The sequence below is a fragment of the Desulfovibrio mangrovi genome (genome assembly GCF_026230175.1).
Taxonomy (GTDB): Bacteria; Desulfobacterota; Desulfovibrionia; order Desulfovibrionales; family Desulfovibrionaceae; genus Halodesulfovibrio; species Halodesulfovibrio mangrovi.
In genome coordinates, this window is sequence record NZ_CP104208.1 from 3,307,534 (window position 1) to 3,324,184 (window position 16,651).

Sequence of the window (16,651 nt, forward strand, 5' to 3'; positions counted from 1 at the left end):
CTTTCTGTCTCGTTCCGGCGGAAAGGTCGCCGTCTGAGGTTATTCCTTGATGCCGCTTTCCATGTATAAAAGGCGCAGGCCCTCCAGCAGAAGGTCGGGCCTGACATGGTCAAAACACGAGGCAACGCGTGCGATGGACTGGGCGAACCCGCCCGTGGCCACCACCTGCATGGGACCCTGCAGCACGTTGCCGAGCCGCTGACAGATTCCCTCCGTCATGGCGGCAAAGCCGAAGATGAAGCCGTGGTTCAGGCTGGTGGACGTATCTCTGCCCACCACGGGCATGTCGCCGGAAATTTCCAGACTGATGCGCGGCAGTTTTGCCGTGCGCGAGGCAAGAGCGCCTGCGGACGACTTGACGCCGGGGCAGATCAGGCCGCCGAGGTAGGCGTTGTCTTCCACGCAGTCGAAGGTGGTGGCGGTGCCGTAGTCCACGGAAACAAGCGAGCGGGGTTCGGGATAGAGTCTGCGCGCGGCAAATGCCGCCACAAGTCTGTCCGCTCCCACCTGCTCGGGATGAGTATACCTGTTTTCCAGCGGTACGGGAATATCTCCCGGTGCCAGAAGCAGTCTTTTGCCGAAATATCTTGCCAGCGCGTCGCGGATGATGGGGTCGAAGCTGGGGACGACGGAACTGCCTACGCAGGCTTCGATTTCGTCAGGCGCGAATCCCGCGTGGCGGACAATATCCATCAGGCGCAGGCCAATGGAATCAGGGGTTTGGTGCTGGTCTGTGGGCAAGACGTACGAGGTTGTCAGGCCGGTCTGGTCTGCCATACCTATTTTGACGTTGGTGTTGCCTATGTCGAACAGAAGCAGGGTTTTCTTCATTCGCGCAAAATCCTTGTGGGCGAATAGGGGCCATGAGGGGCCGTGTTCTGTGGCGCACACTGCCGTTCCGCCGGGGAAAGGGCAGGTGGCGGGGGGCCCGTTATCTGCGGGCTTCCGCTCGGGCTTTCAGGGTTGCCGTCATGCGGTCCAGATTGGGTTCCGCCACATTGCGCAGGGCTTTGGCATACAGTGGCGTGAGAATGCCGCTGACACGGATGCCGTGCGTCAAGCGTGAACCGTAACGGTCAACAGGCGCAATGATAAAGCAGTGCGTCATATCAAGAAAGCCGGGAAATGCGTAGCTTGCCGTCCACGCCAGTTCCTTGCTGTGTTCCACAACAGCTACGCGCAACGTTGTCCGCATGGGCTTGTCGCTGACAAGTCGCATGGAGGCCGTGATGTCTTCTCCGGTACGGACTGTGCCCGCGGCTTCCGGATACAGGGCGTTCCATGTGCCGTACTCGGAAAGGTCTGTAAGAACCTTCCAGAGCGTCCACGGAGTAGCTTCTACAAGGACCGTGCGTTCCATGATGTGGGAAAACAAGCCGGACATGCAGCGGCACCTACCCTGTTTACTGAAAAATAACAAGCTGCTGTGCTACTGTGGCAGCCGGAGGCGGGCACTGAGGCGGGTTGCGGTGCGGGCGGCGTTGCAGTCGGCAGGAACGTGGCGAGGCGGGCTCTGTAATGATGTTCACCAAAGCACAATTGAGTATGGGGAAATAGTGTACTCGAAGGGCATGTTCGGTTTATAGACGGCCAAGACGATACAACGCCATGAATCAGGCGGCTGCGCCGGTGCGGGCGAAGGCATGCCGGATGCAATGCAAGGAGAGTTTGATGGTTGCTGCAGATCTGATACCTGCTCCGGACGCAATTCCGGTTGCGTGGGGCTGGCTGGAGGTGCTTCTGATAGTCACCTTTGCCGCGCATATTTTATTGATGAATGCCGTCGTAGGCGGTGCCCTGCTGTGTCTTGTCCGGTCCGTATCCTTTCGCAGCGATGCTGCAGTGCGGACGCTTTCCCGTTCGCTTCCCACACTGTTCGCTCTGACAGTGAACTTCGGCGTTGCGCCGCTGTTGTTTGCGCAGATGCTCTACGGACAATTTTTCTATACCAGCTCCGTCCTCATGGGGAGCTACTGGCTCTCGGTGGTATTTCTCGCCATCATCGCCTATTCCGGGTTGTACACCTTCAGATATAAATATGAGGTGTGGCGGCACAGCAGGCTCGTTCTGGCCATGGTCTGCGCCGTGCTGCTGTTCATGGGGTTCCTCTTCGCCAACAACATGACCATGATGCTGCAGCCAGAAGCGTGGTTGGCGTATTTTGCGGACGCCGGCAACGGAGGCGGCAGCATGAAGGGGCTGCTGCTGAACACAGGCGATCCTTCGCTGTTGCCCCGGTACATGCATTTCATGCTGGCTGCGGCGGCCGTGGGCGGCCTGACGCTGGCCCTGCTGTTCGAGCATCGGCTCGCCAAGGGGACTGTGAGCGAATCCGAAGCTGCGTCGCATATCCGGTTCGGCATGATGTGGTTTTCGGTCTGCACCGGCATGCAGGTGCTGGTCGGCGGAGCCTTCCTCGGTTCTCAGCCCGCTGGTATCCGTGCGCTCTTTCTTGGCGGCTCTGACCTCTACACCGGCGCACTGGCGATAGCACTGGCCTGCGTGGCCGTGGTGCTGCATTACGCGGCGCGCTTCCGCGTGAAGGCCACGGCCGTGGCGCTGACGGCAACCGTGCTGGCCATGTCGCTTGTGCGGGCCCTGTTACGCTCGGCATACCTTGAGCCCTATTTCAGCGTACGCGACCTGCCCGTGCATGCTGATTACTCGCCGATGATTCTCTTTTTCGTGAGCCTGCTCGGCGGGCTCTGGTGCATCTTCTACATGGTCCGGCTGGCGTTCCGCCCGGGCAGGGAGGGCTAGTCATGGAATATCCGGTCTGGTGGATTCCCGAACTTTCCGGCGGCTTCATCATCGCCTGCATGGCGGTGTTTCACGTGTTCATTGCCCATTTTGCCGTGGGCGGGGGCCTGTTCCTTGTCCTGACCGAACGCAAGGCTGTGCGTGAGAACGACAACCGCATTCTCGAATATGTGCAGGCGCACACCAAATTCTTCCTGCTGTTGACCATGGTGGCCGGCGGTATGACCGGCGTGGGCATCTGGTTCACCATCGGCCTGCTTTCGCCTGCGGCCACATCCACGCTGGTGCACAGCTACGGCTTCGGCTGGGCCATCGAGTGGGTGGCCTTTCTGTGCGAAATAGTAGCCCTGCTGCTGTATCATTACCGCTTCAAGCAGATGTCGCGCCGTGACCACATGGTTCTCGGCTGGTTCTATTTCTTCTTCGCCTACATGTCCCTGTTCGTCATAAACGGTATCATCACCTCCATGCTGACGCCCGGTGACTGGCTGCAGACGCAGCGCTTCTGGGACGGCTTCTTCAACCCCACCTTCTGGCCCTCGCTGGCGCTGCGCACCTCCATCTGCTTCATGGCCGCGGGACTCTTTGCGCTGGTAACGGCCATACGCATCAAGGAAGAAGGCACCCGCGAGCGCATGGTGCGTTATGCCGTGCGCTGGGTGGGCATTCCGTTTCTGCTCATGCTGCCTGCGGGCCTCTGGTATCTGTTTTCGCTGCCCGAACCGCAGTTTTCCATGGTGCTGCAGAAGTCTGCCCAGACCCCGCAGCTGGTGCGCGTGTTCTATCCTCTGACGGTGGCCATCATTCTGGGCGGCCTGGCTGTGGCCCATATCCGCACCACGGCCTGCCGTGCCGCGCTGGTCGGCGTGCTCGTTCTGGCGGGGGTGGGACACATGGGCACCTTTGAATGGATACGCGAGGCAGGGCGTCGTCCCTACCTCATCCACGGGCATACATGGTCCAATTCCGTGAAGGTGTCCGAGACTGCGACTATCCGGCAGGAAGGAGCCTTGCAGCATGCAAAATGGGTGAAGCTGCGCGAGGTGACCCCGCAGAATTTGCTCGCAGCAGGTGAGGAACTCTATCGTCTGCAGTGTCTGGCCTGTCACAGTATAGGCGGGCCCATGCTTTCTGCCGAAACACGGACCGCCGCCCTGACCCGTACGGGCCTTGAGGCCCAGCTTTCCGGTCAGGGCAGACTGCGTAACTTCATGCCACCCTTCCTCGGTACCGAGGGGGAACGACTGGCCCTTGCCGCCTATATTGCCGACGTGATCCAGAAGCGTGAGCCGGACGCAGCCCCGGTTTCGCCGCAGGCGCTGGCGACCATCATTCCTGCGTTTAACAGGCATGAAGCGGAATATGTGCTGGTTGCGTGGGCGACCATGGGCATGACGACCATTTCAGACAATAATGACCGTTTCACCATGCAGCCCCCCGGGGTGACGGTTCGGGCCCAGTTGCTGCGGCGTGATGATACGCCGGAACTGCTGACCGAAGGCGTTTCCCTGAGCTATCGCATGGAGAAGGGATTTGAGACCCCCTCCAAACACGTGACCTTCTGGGACCATGCTGCAAGCCTGTTCGGCATTGATCTTCCCGAGAATGCGGGGATTGGTCCGGACGGCCTTGCCGGAGCCCCCATGGAGGGACAGTTCGCACCGGATGAGGATCACAGGGCCTTTGTGGTGCACGGGCTGGCGGCCATGCCCTACAACAATGACGGCTCGGTCAATCCGTATCCGCTGCTGACGGTGGAGGCGCGTGACGAATCCGGCGAGCTTCTGGCCGAAACGCAGGTGGCCGTGCCTGTTTCCACGGAGTGGGGCTGCCGGAACTGCCATGACGGCGGCTGGCGGGTGGCTGACAGGACCGGCATGTCGGATGAGACGGCCGGGAACATTCTGGCTGCTCATGACAAGATCAACAAAACGGATCTGGTGGAGCGTGCTGCCAAGGGCAATCCCGTTCTCTGTCAGAGTTGTCATGGCTCAGCCAAGCTGGGCACCGAAGGGCAGGAAGGGCTTATCGGCTTCTCTGCCGCTGTGCACGGCTGGCACGCCAACTATCTTGGCGAGAAGGACGATCGCAGTTGCAAGAGCTGTCATCCGGCCGCGCGGGCCAGTTTTACGCAGGGGTTGCGTGGCGTGCATGCCTCCAAGGGGCTTACCTGCATGAACTGTCACGGCACGTTGGAAGATCACGCCCTTGGCCTGCTCAAGAAGGAAAAGGAGCTTGGCAAGCGTGGTGTGGACAAGCTGATGACCTATCTCTCCCCCCGCGTGGCAGAGTCCTATGAGGATGTGCAGGCCCGCTCTCCCTGGGTGAGCGAACCGGATTGCACCGTCTGCCATGACTTCTTCTCCACGCCGCCTGCGGATGCCTCTGCCGCACACAAGTGGACATCGGGCGATCCCGCAGAGCTGTACAGTGAGAGGCAGGACGACATGGGGGCCATCATGTGTCAGGCCTGCCATGGTTCCACACACGCCCTGTATCCGGCGGAGAACGCCTACGGGCTGCTGCGGAATAACATTATCCCGATGCAATATCAGCAGCTTGCCGGGCCGTTGGGCCGCGGAAACAACTGCATATGCCACACCCGCGAACTGACTGTGTATGAATCGGCCCACCACCCCATCATCCCCAAATAGGGCGGCGGTGGTGAACTGCTGATGACTGACAAGGAAAAAGAGATTGTTCCAGTTTGGAACAATCTCTTTTTTTTCTTCAAACTGACGAAGGGTTTTCTTTCGAGCGCTGGGCCCCAATCTATTAAAGGGGGCGGGAAAGTTTTTTCCGTTGAGTGGTAGATAGAGCGTGTAAGTATGTGCTAACTCTCATTCAATGGTAAATGCAGGGGTTATGGTATTTGCATAAAATGCTGTTTTAGTTCTGTATTTCATAATGTGGCAACGTGGTGAAACATAGCTATAGATAATATCTATCGATGCTATTTGTTATGCCTGTTTCATATTGACATATTTTTCACATTCTACTAGGTCGGACAAACGTAGTAAGTGACTTGGGTTAGAGGTCAACTTAGTCATGTGAGGAAATCAATGCTGAAAACTGTTCTGAATCTCTTTACCAACCTGTGCCTCTGGGTGAGCGCGATTGTCTTCGCCTCTCCCGTGGCGGCTATGGCGTCCGCTGCCGCTGATGCGGGCGTTGTACCTGGTGCAGACGGCAAGCCGTGGTGGTTCTGGCCTGTCGTGCTGCTGTTCTTCTGTTTCGTCCTCGGCATCATTGCGGTGCTCGCGGGCGTGGGTGGCGGCGTGCTGTTCGTGCCGCTTGTCTCGGGCTTCTTCCCGTTCCACATCGACTTCGTGCGCGGTGCCGGCCTTATGGTTGCACTGGCGGGCGCTCTGGCTGCCGGTCCCGGTCTGCTCAAGCGTAACCTCGCCAGTTTGCGGCTAGCCTTGCCGGTGGCGCTTATCGCGTCTTCCTGTGCCATTGTCGGCGCCATGCTCGGTCTGTATCTGTCCGCGCTTGATCCGCGTTACATCCAGACCGCTCTGGGCGCCACCATCATGGGTATTGCAGTGCTGCTGCTTTGCTCCAAGAACTCCGAATACCCCGTCGTGACCAAGCAGGACGCCATCGGCCTCGCACTCGGCATCGAAGGCATCTACAAGGATCAGGGCACGGGCAAGGAATTCCACTGGAAGACCCATCGCACGCTTCCCGGTCTGCTGCTCTTCATCGTCATCGGTCTGATGGCCGGTATGTTCGGTCTGGGCGCCGGTTGGGCGAACATCCCCGTTCTGAACCTGCTCATGGGCGCTCCGCTGAAGGTGTCCGTGGCAACCTCCAAGTTCCTGCTGTCCATCACGGATACCTCCGCTGCATGGATTTACCTGAACCAGGGTTGCGTTATCCCGCTGATGGCCATTCCTTCCATCATCGGTCTGATGGGCGGTTCCTTCGTGGGTGTACGTCTGCTTGCCATCGCAAAGCCGACCTTCATCCGCTACATGGTTATCGGCGTTCTCTTCTTTGCCGGTTTCAAGGCTCTTGATAAGGGTCTTGGCCTCGGTATTCTGGGCTAACGGGAGGATATTATGAGCAAAGAACAAGCTTGCAACGTTTCCACCGAGGCCACTCCGGAGCAGTTGCTCTACGCCAGCATTCTTGAAAAGGGTGCTAATGCCGGCCTGTTGATGATGATCATCTCCTACCTTCTGTACGTGTTGGGTGTATTTGAGCCCCACGTGCCGATCGAGACCGTGGTTGCCAACTGGCACCTCGGCATCAACGACTACCTTGCCGCCACCAATTCGCCTCAGGGCTGGAACTGGGTGGCTCTGCTGGGCAAGGGCGACTTCATGAACTTCATCGGTCTCGCCCTGCTGGCACTGCTGACTATCGTCTGTTACGCAGTGCTCATTCCCGGCTACCTGCGCTGCAAGGACAAGGCGTACACCTTCTTCGTCATTGCTGAAATTCTTGTACTTTCCCTCGCTGCCTCCGGTCTGGTTGGCGGCGGCGGTCACTAGGTCATACGCTACTACTGTACAATTCGCCCCCGGAGCTTATTGCTCCGGGGGCTTTGTTTTTTATATGTCAGTAAATACTGTATGTCGCAGGAGTGTGATTTGCGTTTGGTTGACTGGGGCCGGAAACCCGCTATATTACCCAATTGACCGATGGCACTGGCTTTGCCCTGCATGGCTCTGTGCCTTATTCACAGCGTTTGCTCCCCCTCTGGCCGACGCAATGCCGAAAGGAGTTGTAAGCAACCCATGAAATTGTTCGCTTTATTACTCGACCGCATTATTGACCGGGTAAACGTGAACCTGCGCGGCCTCGGTTTTGACGTGCGCCCCTATGTGCGGGTTATGGCGGAATACCGTTACGGCGGTTGTTCTTTTGCCTGTTACGGTCTGAGCACCTATCACCCCATCCATCTGCAGTTCAATAACTCCAGCCTGTCGGGAAGTTACTTCCTCGGACGCTGCAAGGTGCGCCATTCGGTGCTCATGCGAAGCGACATCCGCGGGGATGAACTCAAGAAAAAGGGGCAGCTCTGGCAAAGCGGCGATGTGGCCATTCCGCTCTATCACGATGAGATCATCACCATCCGGAACAGCTTTCTGGATACCACGCTCGTGCACAGCAATTCCCATTCACCGGAATCGCCGGAAGAGTTCCATATCCGCAATACCGTTGCCATGCCCTATGCAAACATCCATGGTGCACCTACAGAAGGCAGTTTCATCGGCACCTTTGGTACTGTTGACCTGACCACGGTGCACAACTGCGTGATCGGGCATTTTGCCTATATTCAGGCCGGTGAGGTGCGGCATGAAAAGTTCGAGCCCGGCACCATCTTCCTGCGTTCACCCGGCAGTTGGGAGTTCCACTATCAGTATGATCTCAGTGTGTTGGATAAGTATATCCGCCATGAGGAAGGCGAAGCGCCGGAAGGCCTGTTCATCGATTTTGCGGAACCCTATGAAGATGCCTTTGCAGGCTTGTTCGGTTCCGCCAGAGGCGGCCTGTATCCTGCGGGTACCGGTTCCTTTGTCTCCCGTTATGCGGTGAAGCGCGGTGATACCGTCATCGGCGATAACGTGCTTGTGGCCCAGCGTTCCTATCTGGAGAACGCGACCATGAGCAGGGGCTCCAACGCACAGGAAAAATGTTATGTCATCGATTCCGTGCTCGGTCCCTGCTGCGTTGCTGCCCATGGTGCCAAGATCGTGGGGGCAAAGCTGGACGAAAAGGTTTTCATCGGCTTCAACAGTTTCCTGCGTGGTACGGAAGAAGCACCGCTCTCCATCGGCAAGGGCTGCATCATCATGCCGCATACCATTATCGACCTTGAAGAGGCCCTGCACATTCCGGCCAACAGGTTGATCTGGGGCCATATCCGCAGTGCGGCAGACCTTGAGACGCATACCGTGGATCTTGATGAATTTGCGTCCGGCAGCGGCGATGTGCATATGGGCCGCATGTGCTTCCGTGGCGACACGGGCGATTTTGTCAGGGGCTTCCGTGACCGCATCGAGCATATTCTGCTGGAAAACGGCGCATACTGGGACGGCCACGAAAAGGACAAGGGCCACGCCCAGAACATGAAGTACCTTACCTTCAACATCATTCAGCCCTATGCGGACGGTGAGGCCGAAGGGTTGTATCCCACCATCGACATCCGGCCCATCAGCTAGGGGGGATGGCGGTACCCTTCAAGGGCATCGCAGTTCTCACCCCTGCCTTGCAACGTATACGGGGCAGCGCGACCAAGATCGCGCTGCCCCGTTTTTGTGTAAGGCATGTTGCGGCTGCAGGCTATTCCTCCAGCAGTCCGGCAAGCCGCAGGTCGGTTGCCAGAAAGTCTGCCAGTTTGCGGTGGCCCGCGGGCAGGGTGTACCGGTCAAGCTCGTCGAAGCGTACCCAGCGATGGTCGGTTGCGGCGTGCAGTACGGGCGTGCCGTCGCCCGCCTTCAGCTTGAGGAAATAACAGTGCAGTGAGACGCGGTAGGTGGTGTAGCCGTGGTTGATGACGGTGATCTTGTCTACCGGAGTCACGGCGAATTCCATTTCTTCCATGTATTCGCGCACCACGGTTTCATGCGGCTGTTCGCCCTGTTCCACGCAGCCACCGGGAAATTCCCAGAATCCGGCCCACACGCCGTGTTCGGGGCGCTTCTGGATGAAGATGCGGCCATTGTGGATGAGCAGGCCCGTGCCCACGTCGAGGTGGGTGATGGGTTTTTTGGGCGTGGGGACAGGGCGTTCATGTACTATGCCCAGATGCAGGGCCTCGCACCACCGGCTCACAGGGCACACCCCGCAACGCGCCTTCTTGGAGCAGACCAGCGCCCCCAGCTCCATCATGGCCTGATTGAACTCGCGCGCCTGCCCCGAAGGCAGCAGGGAACGGGCCGTCTTTCGGACAAAGGCCATGTTCTCCTTCTGTTTCACGGGCGAGTCGATGTCGCAGACCCGGGCAATAACGCGTTCCACATTGGCGTCGATACAAACGGCATCCTGCCCGAAAGCGATGGAGGCTATGGCTCCGGCAGTGTAATCGCCGATGCCGGGCAGGGCGCGGATGCTGGCGATATCTTCGGGGAAGCAGCCGCTGTGGCGGTCCATGATGATGCGGGCGGCTTTGTGCAGGTTGCGTACGCGGGAGTAGTAGCCAAGACCCTCCCAGAGTTTGAGCACGGTGTCTTCGTCTGCGGCGGCCACGGAGGCGATGTCCGGCAGGTGCTCGATCCAGCGAAGAAAGTAGTCCACGCCCCGTTCCATCTGGGTCTGCTGGAGCATTATCTCCGATATCCAGACGTGATATGGCTGATAGTCCGTTCGCCACGGAAGCGGGCGTTTGTTCTGGTCGAACCAGTCGAGCAGGGCCGATGAGAAGGCGGAATGGTCTTGCGGGTGCAGCATGACCGCCTTGTAGCCATTCGCAAGGCAAAGTACAAGGCGTGCATTATTATAGTGGAAAGTACCTGAACTTATGCTTACTATGATAGCTTGATATCTGTTTGAAGCGAAATGGATCGTTTTTCCGGAGGGATGGAGCTTATGGAACTGCCAAAGCCGTGTACCGGATGCGGGGGCAGGGTTGTGCTGTTGCAACATGACGGTGTGTATCACTTCGTCTCCTGCGAGCAGTGCGAAAAGGTGGGGCCCCGAACCGATTCGCCCGAGGATGCCCTTGAGATGTGGAACCGGAGCAGCAGCACCATGTTTGTGTATGGTGAGGATTTGCGAAAAAGCCGTATAATCAAGCGCCTTGAGTGTCAGGACAGGCGCGATGACCGTTTTGTGGTGCAGATTCCCGTTGTGCTTGCCCTGGGAGGGGTTCGCGGGAAAAGGGTGACGGGATTCATGCGTAACGTCTCGCATTTCGGAGCTTTTCTGGAGTTGACGGGCGGCGATGTAAGTGCTGTGCCGGTCGGCATTGAGGAATTCCGGCACATGGACACCTTTTTGTTTTTCAAGTGTCCCAAGGAGATGAGCAAGTCTGACGGGGCATTCCCCGCCAGTGTTCAGGCTTTCCGTTTCAGTCCGCGTCATCTGCACCAGCGACGCGAGGTCGTTGGCATCGGAGGCTGCTTTGTCCAGCTGAAAGGGGAACAGACCGACCTGCTTGATGCGCTGGTCAGGTATTCGACAGATGTTCTTGCCGAGAACATGTAGCAACCGCCGATTATGACATTTATCAGGCCCCTTCTCTTCGGAGAGGGGGCCTGTTCAGTTGTATGGGATGTCTGTGTCCTGAACCCAGCCTGTTCAGCTTGCCAGAATATGATTTCGTGTCAGGGAAAGGAATTCGGACAGCAGTGGTGAGCACCATTTGTCCACGTGACGGATCATGAGCAGGGCAGTTTCATGTGGGGCGGGGGGCCAGTCCAGCGTAACCAGTGCGCCCCGTTGCAGGTCACCGGTAATGCTGGTGAGCGGACACAGCGCAATGCCTGTCCCGCGCAGCAGGCTCTTCCTGTGTCCGCGGCCGCTGGCGAATACCAGTGGATTGCGTTGGATGCCTTCTTCGTCGAGCGACCGCTCGAACGCTTTGCGGTAACTTCAGTCTACGCGCATGTGCAGAATGGTCTGGCTCTGCATGGCGTCCGTTGTGACCTGTTTCTTCTGTGCCAGCGGGTGGTGCGGTGCCGCAGCCAATGCCAGAGGTTCTGTCCTGAGCGCTTCCACGGTCACATTGGGTATGGAGATATCGTCCGTCAGCAGAAAGGCGAGGTCTATGCGGCCGGAATTCAGTTCTTCCCTGAGGCGGGCGTCGCCGCAGTTGATGAAGTTCAGAACGGCCTTGGGGTGGCGTTGGTGAAACTCTTCGATAATTGGGGGCATATACTCTGCGGCAACCGTTTCGGGAATGCGTATGGTCAGAGCGCCTGCCTTTTCACTGCCTGCGGCCATCTCATGGCGGATCTCTTCGGACATGGCCTCCATTCGCCGGGCGTAGTGCAGGAGTGTCTCCCCTGCATCAGTGAGCAGGATGCGGCGTCCGATGCGGTCGAACAGGGAGACACCCAGATCGTCTTCCAGTTGTCGAATCTGCGCTGAAACGGATGATTGTGCGAGGAAAAGATCTTCCGCTGCACGGGTGAAGTTGAGCCTCTCTGCCACGGCTCTGAATGTTCTGAGCAGTCGTAATTCCATGATGGCTCCTCTTTCAGCCTTGTATGCAAAGGGATAACGGCGTGATCGGAAATGGCGATTGCTGTCATCGGATTAAATCGTTGGATACGATTGTCGCGGTTCGATAATAGGCATGACAGATTGTTTATGACAAGGAGGCTGTCATGGAAAACAGGAATTCGGGGAGGCCGTCGACGGGCGACGTAGCCGCAGGATATTTTGCGGATCAGTTTCATTGTGCAGAGGCCGTGGCCAAGGCCGTGCTGAATGCCAAGGGTGAGTGCGCCAAAAGCGCTGTTGCGTGCGCAACGGCCTTTGGCGGCGGTTTTGGCAGATGTTTTGAGGAGGCATGTGGTGCCCTGAGCGGAGGGCTGGTTGCCATCGGTCAGTTGCATGGCAGGCGCGGCCCCGGTGAAAGCTGGGATTATCCCGCATCATTGGGCGCCATGTTGCGTGAAGCCTTTGTAGAGGAGTTTGGCACAACCCGTTGCGGGGAATTGCGTCAACGTTTCGGTGACGCGCAGGAGGTGGAGTGCCGTAAGCTTGTACGGTTTACGGCAGACACCCTCGCGGAAATGCTGGAGACTCCTGTATCATGTCAGGGCAAGGTTTCCTGCGGATGCCGGTAGCGCCTTTTTGCAAGGCGGACAGGAGTGGATTCGTAAAATAAGGGCCGGAGGAATACTCCGGCCCTTTGAATATCTTTGTTCATCAACCTTGATGAACGGTGCGCTATGGCTTTGCGGCGGGGGTGGATATGGACGCCACGGGCTTCCGGTTCTTTTTCTGTATTTCCACAAGCTTGAATCCGTAGTCCAGCAGCTTTGCTGTTTCAACCTGTCTTATTATGGGCGTCTGTGCTCCCAGAACGACAGCCAGCAGGCGGGTGCCGTCGCGTTTGGCGGTTGCGGAAATGTTGAATCCCGAGGCGCAGACAAAGCCGGTTTTCAGGCCATCCGCTCCTTCGTATTTACCCAGCAGGGAGTTGGCGTTTCTGTGGCTTCTCCCGTTGTAGCTGTAGTCCGTCATGGAGTGGATGCTCAGGGATTCGGGGAACGCCTTTAGGTAGCTTATCGAAAGCTTGGCGATATCTCGCGCCGTAGAATATTGCCCCTTTGCAGGCAGCCCGTTGGGATTCTTGAACACGCTTTTGGTCATGCCCATCTTGTGCGCTTTTGCGTTCATTTCCCGCACGAACCGGGAGGCGTCGCCTTTGCCCATATATTCGGCAACAGCTACGCAGGCATCGTTGGCGGAAACAACGCTGATGCCTTTAATGAGTTCATTCACGGCCACTTCCTGACCCTTTCTGAGCTTCATGCTCGAGCCGGAAGTCCTTGCGGCACGGGCGCTTACAGGAATGGGTTTCAGCGCAGAGAGCTTGCCCTTCTCCATGGCCTCACGAACAATATAGAGTGTAAGCAGCTTGGTGATTGAGGCAGGCGGAATGGGCTTGTCCGCGTTCTGCTCGTAATAGACCTGACCCGTGGTCATGTTGACGAGATAGGCGGCCTTTACGTTCAGGTGCGGGCGCTTGGGCTGCTTGAGGTCCCGTGCCAATTTTATCGGTTCCGGGGCTCGTTCGATGCTGGCAGTCTCTGCCGGAAGGGGCGATTGGTCTGCACCCTGTCTTGCCACTTGCTCTGCAAGGGCGTCGACGGCAGCGTGAGAATTGTCCTGAGGGAAAGGGGCCGGAGACGTTTGGGACTTCTGGATGATGCAGAAGCGGGGATCGCCTGGCTCGGCAACGGGAATGACGGCAGCGGCTGCCGCGGTCACGGCGGCTGCGGTCTTGACTGTGGCTGTGCTTTTCTTGTTCTTCCGGCTGCCTTTTTTCTTCTTCGTAGCCTTTTTGGCAGGCTTTTTCTTTGCAGGTTGGACCTGCTTGGCAGTAGTCGGATGGGTAGATGCGGTTCTGTCGCTTGTGGTGCTGGCGGCTTCAGCATGTCCGCTTTGCAGCAGGGGTGTGGCAAAGCCCCCCAGCCAGAGGGCCAGAGCCAGCACAACCGCAAGGACCTTGCCTGCGACAGTACGATGCGACATGTCTGCCATGGGCGATGGCTTACGAGGCAACCGGTCGCGCGTCAAGAGAATTTTCTCCCAAAAAGCAGTTACTTAGAGGTCGCTTGCAGATGCAGAAAACTGTTCTTCTGTCAACGCCAGAGATGTGTTGTTCCGGATCGCTCGCGTCCGGGATCTCGTCATAACGCTACATTGAGTTCAATGTCGGATAGCAGGCCCTTCTCGCAACGCAAGCGGTGCAGAATATACTTACCCGTAAGTTCAGGTTCCTTCACGGGCTGGGCGCATCCCGTGCGCAGTTCCGTGAAGTGGTCGGATATCGCCTTCAAACATCCCAGATGGGTGACAACAAGAATGCGTTCTCCGGGATGTCTTCCTGCACAGTCCCTGAGGGCGTCCATGGCCCTGTGCAGCAACGTCAGCCGGCTTTCTCCCCCTGCGGGGGTGAACTGCCAGCCGGCTGCCTCCTGTCTTTCCATCTCGCCTTGCTCTTCTGTGCGCAATTGCGTCAGGGTGCGACCTGCCCAGTTGCCCCAATCCTGTTCGCGGAGCCGGGAGTCCGTGCTCAAAGGCAGTGTGCCGAGTCGCTTGTTGATGATGGAGGCTGTCTGCATGGCGCGGTTCAGGTCGCTGCAGAGAACGCGGTCCCATTTATGATTAGCCAGCGAAACGCCCCAGCCTTCGGCCTGAGATATGCCGATGTCGGAAAGAGAGGTGTTCGTCTGGCCCTGAATGCGTTTTTCCACATTCCAGAAAGTCTGTCCGTGGCGAATGAGGCCGAATTCGGTTTCGTGTTTCATTGATGCTTTGCCCTGACGGTGGGCCGACTGATCATCCGGGAGTTGTGCTGCCTATGCGGGCGCTCCTGGTTTCGGGGCCGGCCCTCGTTGTTTTCGGCAATATATGCTTTCGGCAGTTCGTCTGTCCATATGCTCAGACGGGGGGGCTGGGGTATTCGTGAGCGTAGCGGAGGGGCAATGTTGTGGCGGGCCTTCGTAAAGCTGGTCTGGAGTCGGTAAGGCTATCTTGGTAAGTCCATGACGGTGTTGATATTATCTTTCCGATTTTTCTGCTCTTATTGGGGAAGCACCTGAAGGGGCTCTCTGTTGGCGTGAGGTGGCGCAAGAGGAGGTGTGGCGGTGAAACATTTTGCCCGGGGTGTTTGTCGAGACGAAGTTTTGACGGCATGGGGGGGGCCATTGTTCCAAGGAGACGCGGATTGGTCTTTATGCCGATATGTATATGTTGTTAAAAATCAATAATTATAGTTTGTTGTTCTGTCACTGCGGAGGAGGGGCTGTGGTGCTGGGAGCGAGTGAGTTGGGCTGGAAAGGAGGGCGGGTCCCGTTTGGGGCAAGAGGTGTCGTGGTTGGTTTCTGGAGATAACTCTCTTGATATTAAAAGAATAATCTTGTTGCAGAGCGGAGCCATTTTATACGTTTTTTCGTGGTATGTTTTTTGCTTTTGTCTGCTGCAGGTCATGACTGCCAGCCGCGAGGCAGGGGGGCATGCTGAGGTTGTTTGCTGTATCACCAAGAAGAGCGGGGCAGGCTGGTCCCGCCATAACGCTGCAGGGCAGCGCAATGCCGAGGTTGTAATGGCTAATAAAAAGGCACTGATAACGGGTATAACCGGTCAGGACGGATCATATCTTGCCCGGTTCCTGCTGGAAAAGGGGTATGAGGTTCATGGCGTCAAGCGTCGTGCTTCGTCGTTCAATACGCAGCGCATAGACGACCTGTATCAGGACCCGCATGAACGCGACCGCCATTTTTTCCTACACTACGGTGACCTTTCCGATTCCACCAATCTCATTCGCCTGATGCAGGAAGTCCAGCCAGACGAAGTGTACAACCTTGCCGCGCAAAGCCATGTGGCCGTGTCTTTCGAGAGTCCAGAGTATACTGCCAATGTTACGGGCTTGGGAACGCTACGCTTGCTTGAGGCCATCCGCATTCTGGGGCTTGAGAGTAAAACGCGTTTCTATCAAGCCTCTACATCGGAACTTTTTGGCTTGGTGCAGGAAATACCCCAGAAGGAAACCACGCCGTTCTATCCTCGCTCTCCCTATGCCGTGGCCAAGCTGTACGGCTACTGGATATGCGTCAATTATCGTGAAGCGTACAATATGTACGCCTGCAACGGCATTCTGTTCAACCATGAGTCGCCGGTCCGGGGGGAAACCTTTGTGACCAGAAAGATTACACGTGCGTTGGCCCGCATAAAGCTGGGAATGCAGGACTGTCTCTATCTCGGCAACATGGATGCCAAGCGCGACTGGGGACACGCCAAAGATTTCGTGCGGATGCAGTGGTTGATGCTGCAGCAGGATGCACCGAAGGATTACGTGATTGCAACAGGCGAGCAGTATTCCGTGAGAGATTTTGTCGAAGCGGCAGCCGAAGAGCTGGGCATGTCGATCGAGTGGAGAGGCTCCGGCGAAAACGAACAGGGCATAAACACCGCGAACGGAAAGTGCATAGTGGCGGTGGACCCCAGATACTATCGTCCTACCGAGGTCATGACGTTGCTGGGGGATCCCGGCAAGGCCAAAAAGGAGTTGGGCTGGGAGCCGGAAGTAACGTTCAGGGAGCTCGTTCGCGAAATGGTTCAGTCAGATCTGCTTGAGGCACGGCGGGAGGATTTGTGTCGCCGCCACGGATATGATGTTTTTCTGCCTCAGGAATAGTGAGTGCAGAGCACGGAGTCTTTTTGCGGCCCGGATTTGCTGTCAGACCATGGCTGTTTGAAG

General features: G+C 57.4%; 13 protein-coding genes and 1 pseudogene. 8 read left to right on the plus strand and 6 right to left on the minus strand.

The genetic code is table 11. From position 1 onward, the window contains the following. Positions 1 to 39 precede the first annotated feature (39 nt). Together N1030_RS14825 and N1030_RS14830 are read right to left on the minus strand one after the other, a co-directional pair. The gene (locus tag N1030_RS14825) at positions 40 to 831 is read right to left on the minus strand and encodes a type III pantothenate kinase (protein WP_265826276.1); all 792 of its coding nucleotides are present in this window, start codon (positions 829 to 831) and stop codon (positions 40 to 42) included. A gap of 100 nt (positions 832 to 931) precedes the next feature. Then, on the minus strand, positions 932 to 1,384 hold the full coding sequence (locus tag N1030_RS14830) for an SRPBCC domain-containing protein (protein ID WP_265826277.1): 453 nt from the start codon (positions 1,382 to 1,384) through the stop codon (positions 932 to 934). A 287-nt stretch (positions 1,385 to 1,671) separates the two neighbouring features. Between N1030_RS14830 and N1030_RS14835 the strand changes: the two genes are divergently transcribed. The 5 genes from N1030_RS14835 (at position 1,672) to N1030_RS14855 (ending at position 8,933) form a co-directional block, all read left to right on the plus strand. Further along, positions 1,672 to 2,760 carry a hypothetical protein gene (locus tag N1030_RS14835; protein WP_265826278.1) on the plus strand — a complete coding sequence of 363 codons (1,089 nt, stop codon included), beginning with the start codon at positions 1,672 to 1,674 and terminating at the stop codon, positions 2,758 to 2,760. 2 nt (positions 2,761 to 2,762) lie between these two features. Next, positions 2,763 to 5,414, plus strand: a complete 2,652-nt coding sequence (locus tag N1030_RS14840; RefSeq protein ID WP_265826279.1) for a cytochrome ubiquinol oxidase subunit I — start codon at positions 2,763 to 2,765, stop codon at positions 5,412 to 5,414. 408 nt (positions 5,415 to 5,822) lie between these two features. Next, complete coding sequence (locus N1030_RS14845) at positions 5,823 to 6,812, plus strand: sulfite exporter TauE/SafE family protein (RefSeq protein WP_265826280.1); 990 nt, start codon at positions 5,823 to 5,825, stop codon at positions 6,810 to 6,812. 12 nt (positions 6,813 to 6,824) lie between these two features. Beyond that, complete coding sequence (locus N1030_RS14850; protein ID WP_265826281.1) at positions 6,825 to 7,259, plus strand: DUF1634 domain-containing protein; 435 nt, start codon at positions 6,825 to 6,827, stop codon at positions 7,257 to 7,259. 246 nt (positions 7,260 to 7,505) lie between these two features. Beyond that, complete coding sequence (locus N1030_RS14855) at positions 7,506 to 8,933, plus strand: transferase (RefSeq protein WP_265826282.1); 1,428 nt, start codon at positions 7,506 to 7,508, stop codon at positions 8,931 to 8,933. A gap of 121 nt (positions 8,934 to 9,054) precedes the next feature. Here the strand turns inward: N1030_RS14855 and mutY are convergent, their stop codons facing one another. Continuing rightward, on the minus strand, positions 9,055 to 10,161 hold the full coding sequence (gene mutY / locus N1030_RS14860; protein WP_265826283.1) for an A/G-specific adenine glycosylase: 1,107 nt from the start codon (positions 10,159 to 10,161) through the stop codon (positions 9,055 to 9,057). Between the two features lie 138 nt (positions 10,162 to 10,299). Between mutY and N1030_RS14865 the strand changes: the two genes are divergently transcribed. After that, the gene (locus tag N1030_RS14865; RefSeq protein WP_265826284.1) at positions 10,300 to 10,917 is read left to right on the plus strand and encodes a Lar family restriction alleviation protein; all 618 of its coding nucleotides are present in this window, start codon (positions 10,300 to 10,302) and stop codon (positions 10,915 to 10,917) included. Between the two features lie 93 nt (positions 10,918 to 11,010). Here N1030_RS14865 and N1030_RS14870 read toward each other — a convergent pair. Next, positions 11,011 to 11,898, minus strand: a pseudogene (locus N1030_RS14870) (LysR family transcriptional regulator). Positions 11,899 to 12,041: 143 nt separating this feature from the next. Here N1030_RS14870 and N1030_RS14875 point away from each other — a divergent pair. Then, positions 12,042 to 12,506, plus strand: coding sequence for a C-GCAxxG-C-C family protein (locus N1030_RS14875; protein ID WP_265826285.1), 465 nt, complete (start codon positions 12,042 to 12,044; stop codon positions 12,504 to 12,506). Between the two features lie 103 nt (positions 12,507 to 12,609). On the opposite strand, the gene N1030_RS14880 is transcribed toward N1030_RS14875, so the two are convergent. Both N1030_RS14880 and N1030_RS14885 read right to left on the minus strand, forming a co-directional pair. After that, positions 12,610 to 13,920 carry a D-alanyl-D-alanine carboxypeptidase family protein gene (locus N1030_RS14880; RefSeq protein ID WP_265826286.1) on the minus strand — a complete coding sequence of 437 codons (1,311 nt, stop codon included), beginning with the start codon at positions 13,918 to 13,920 and terminating at the stop codon, positions 12,610 to 12,612. Positions 13,921 to 14,078: 158 nt separating this feature from the next. Continuing rightward, positions 14,079 to 14,699: a histidine phosphatase family protein gene (locus tag N1030_RS14885; RefSeq protein WP_265826288.1), complete on the minus strand. Its 621-nt coding sequence runs from the start codon at positions 14,697 to 14,699 to the stop codon at positions 14,079 to 14,081. Between the two features lie 797 nt (positions 14,700 to 15,496). On the opposite strand from N1030_RS14885, the gene gmd reads away from it, so the two are divergent. Beyond that, entirely contained in the window at positions 15,497 to 16,588 is a 1,092-nt protein-coding gene (gene gmd, locus N1030_RS14890) for a GDP-mannose 4,6-dehydratase (protein WP_265826289.1), read from the plus strand. The last annotated feature ends 63 nt before the right edge of the window (positions 16,589 to 16,651 follow it).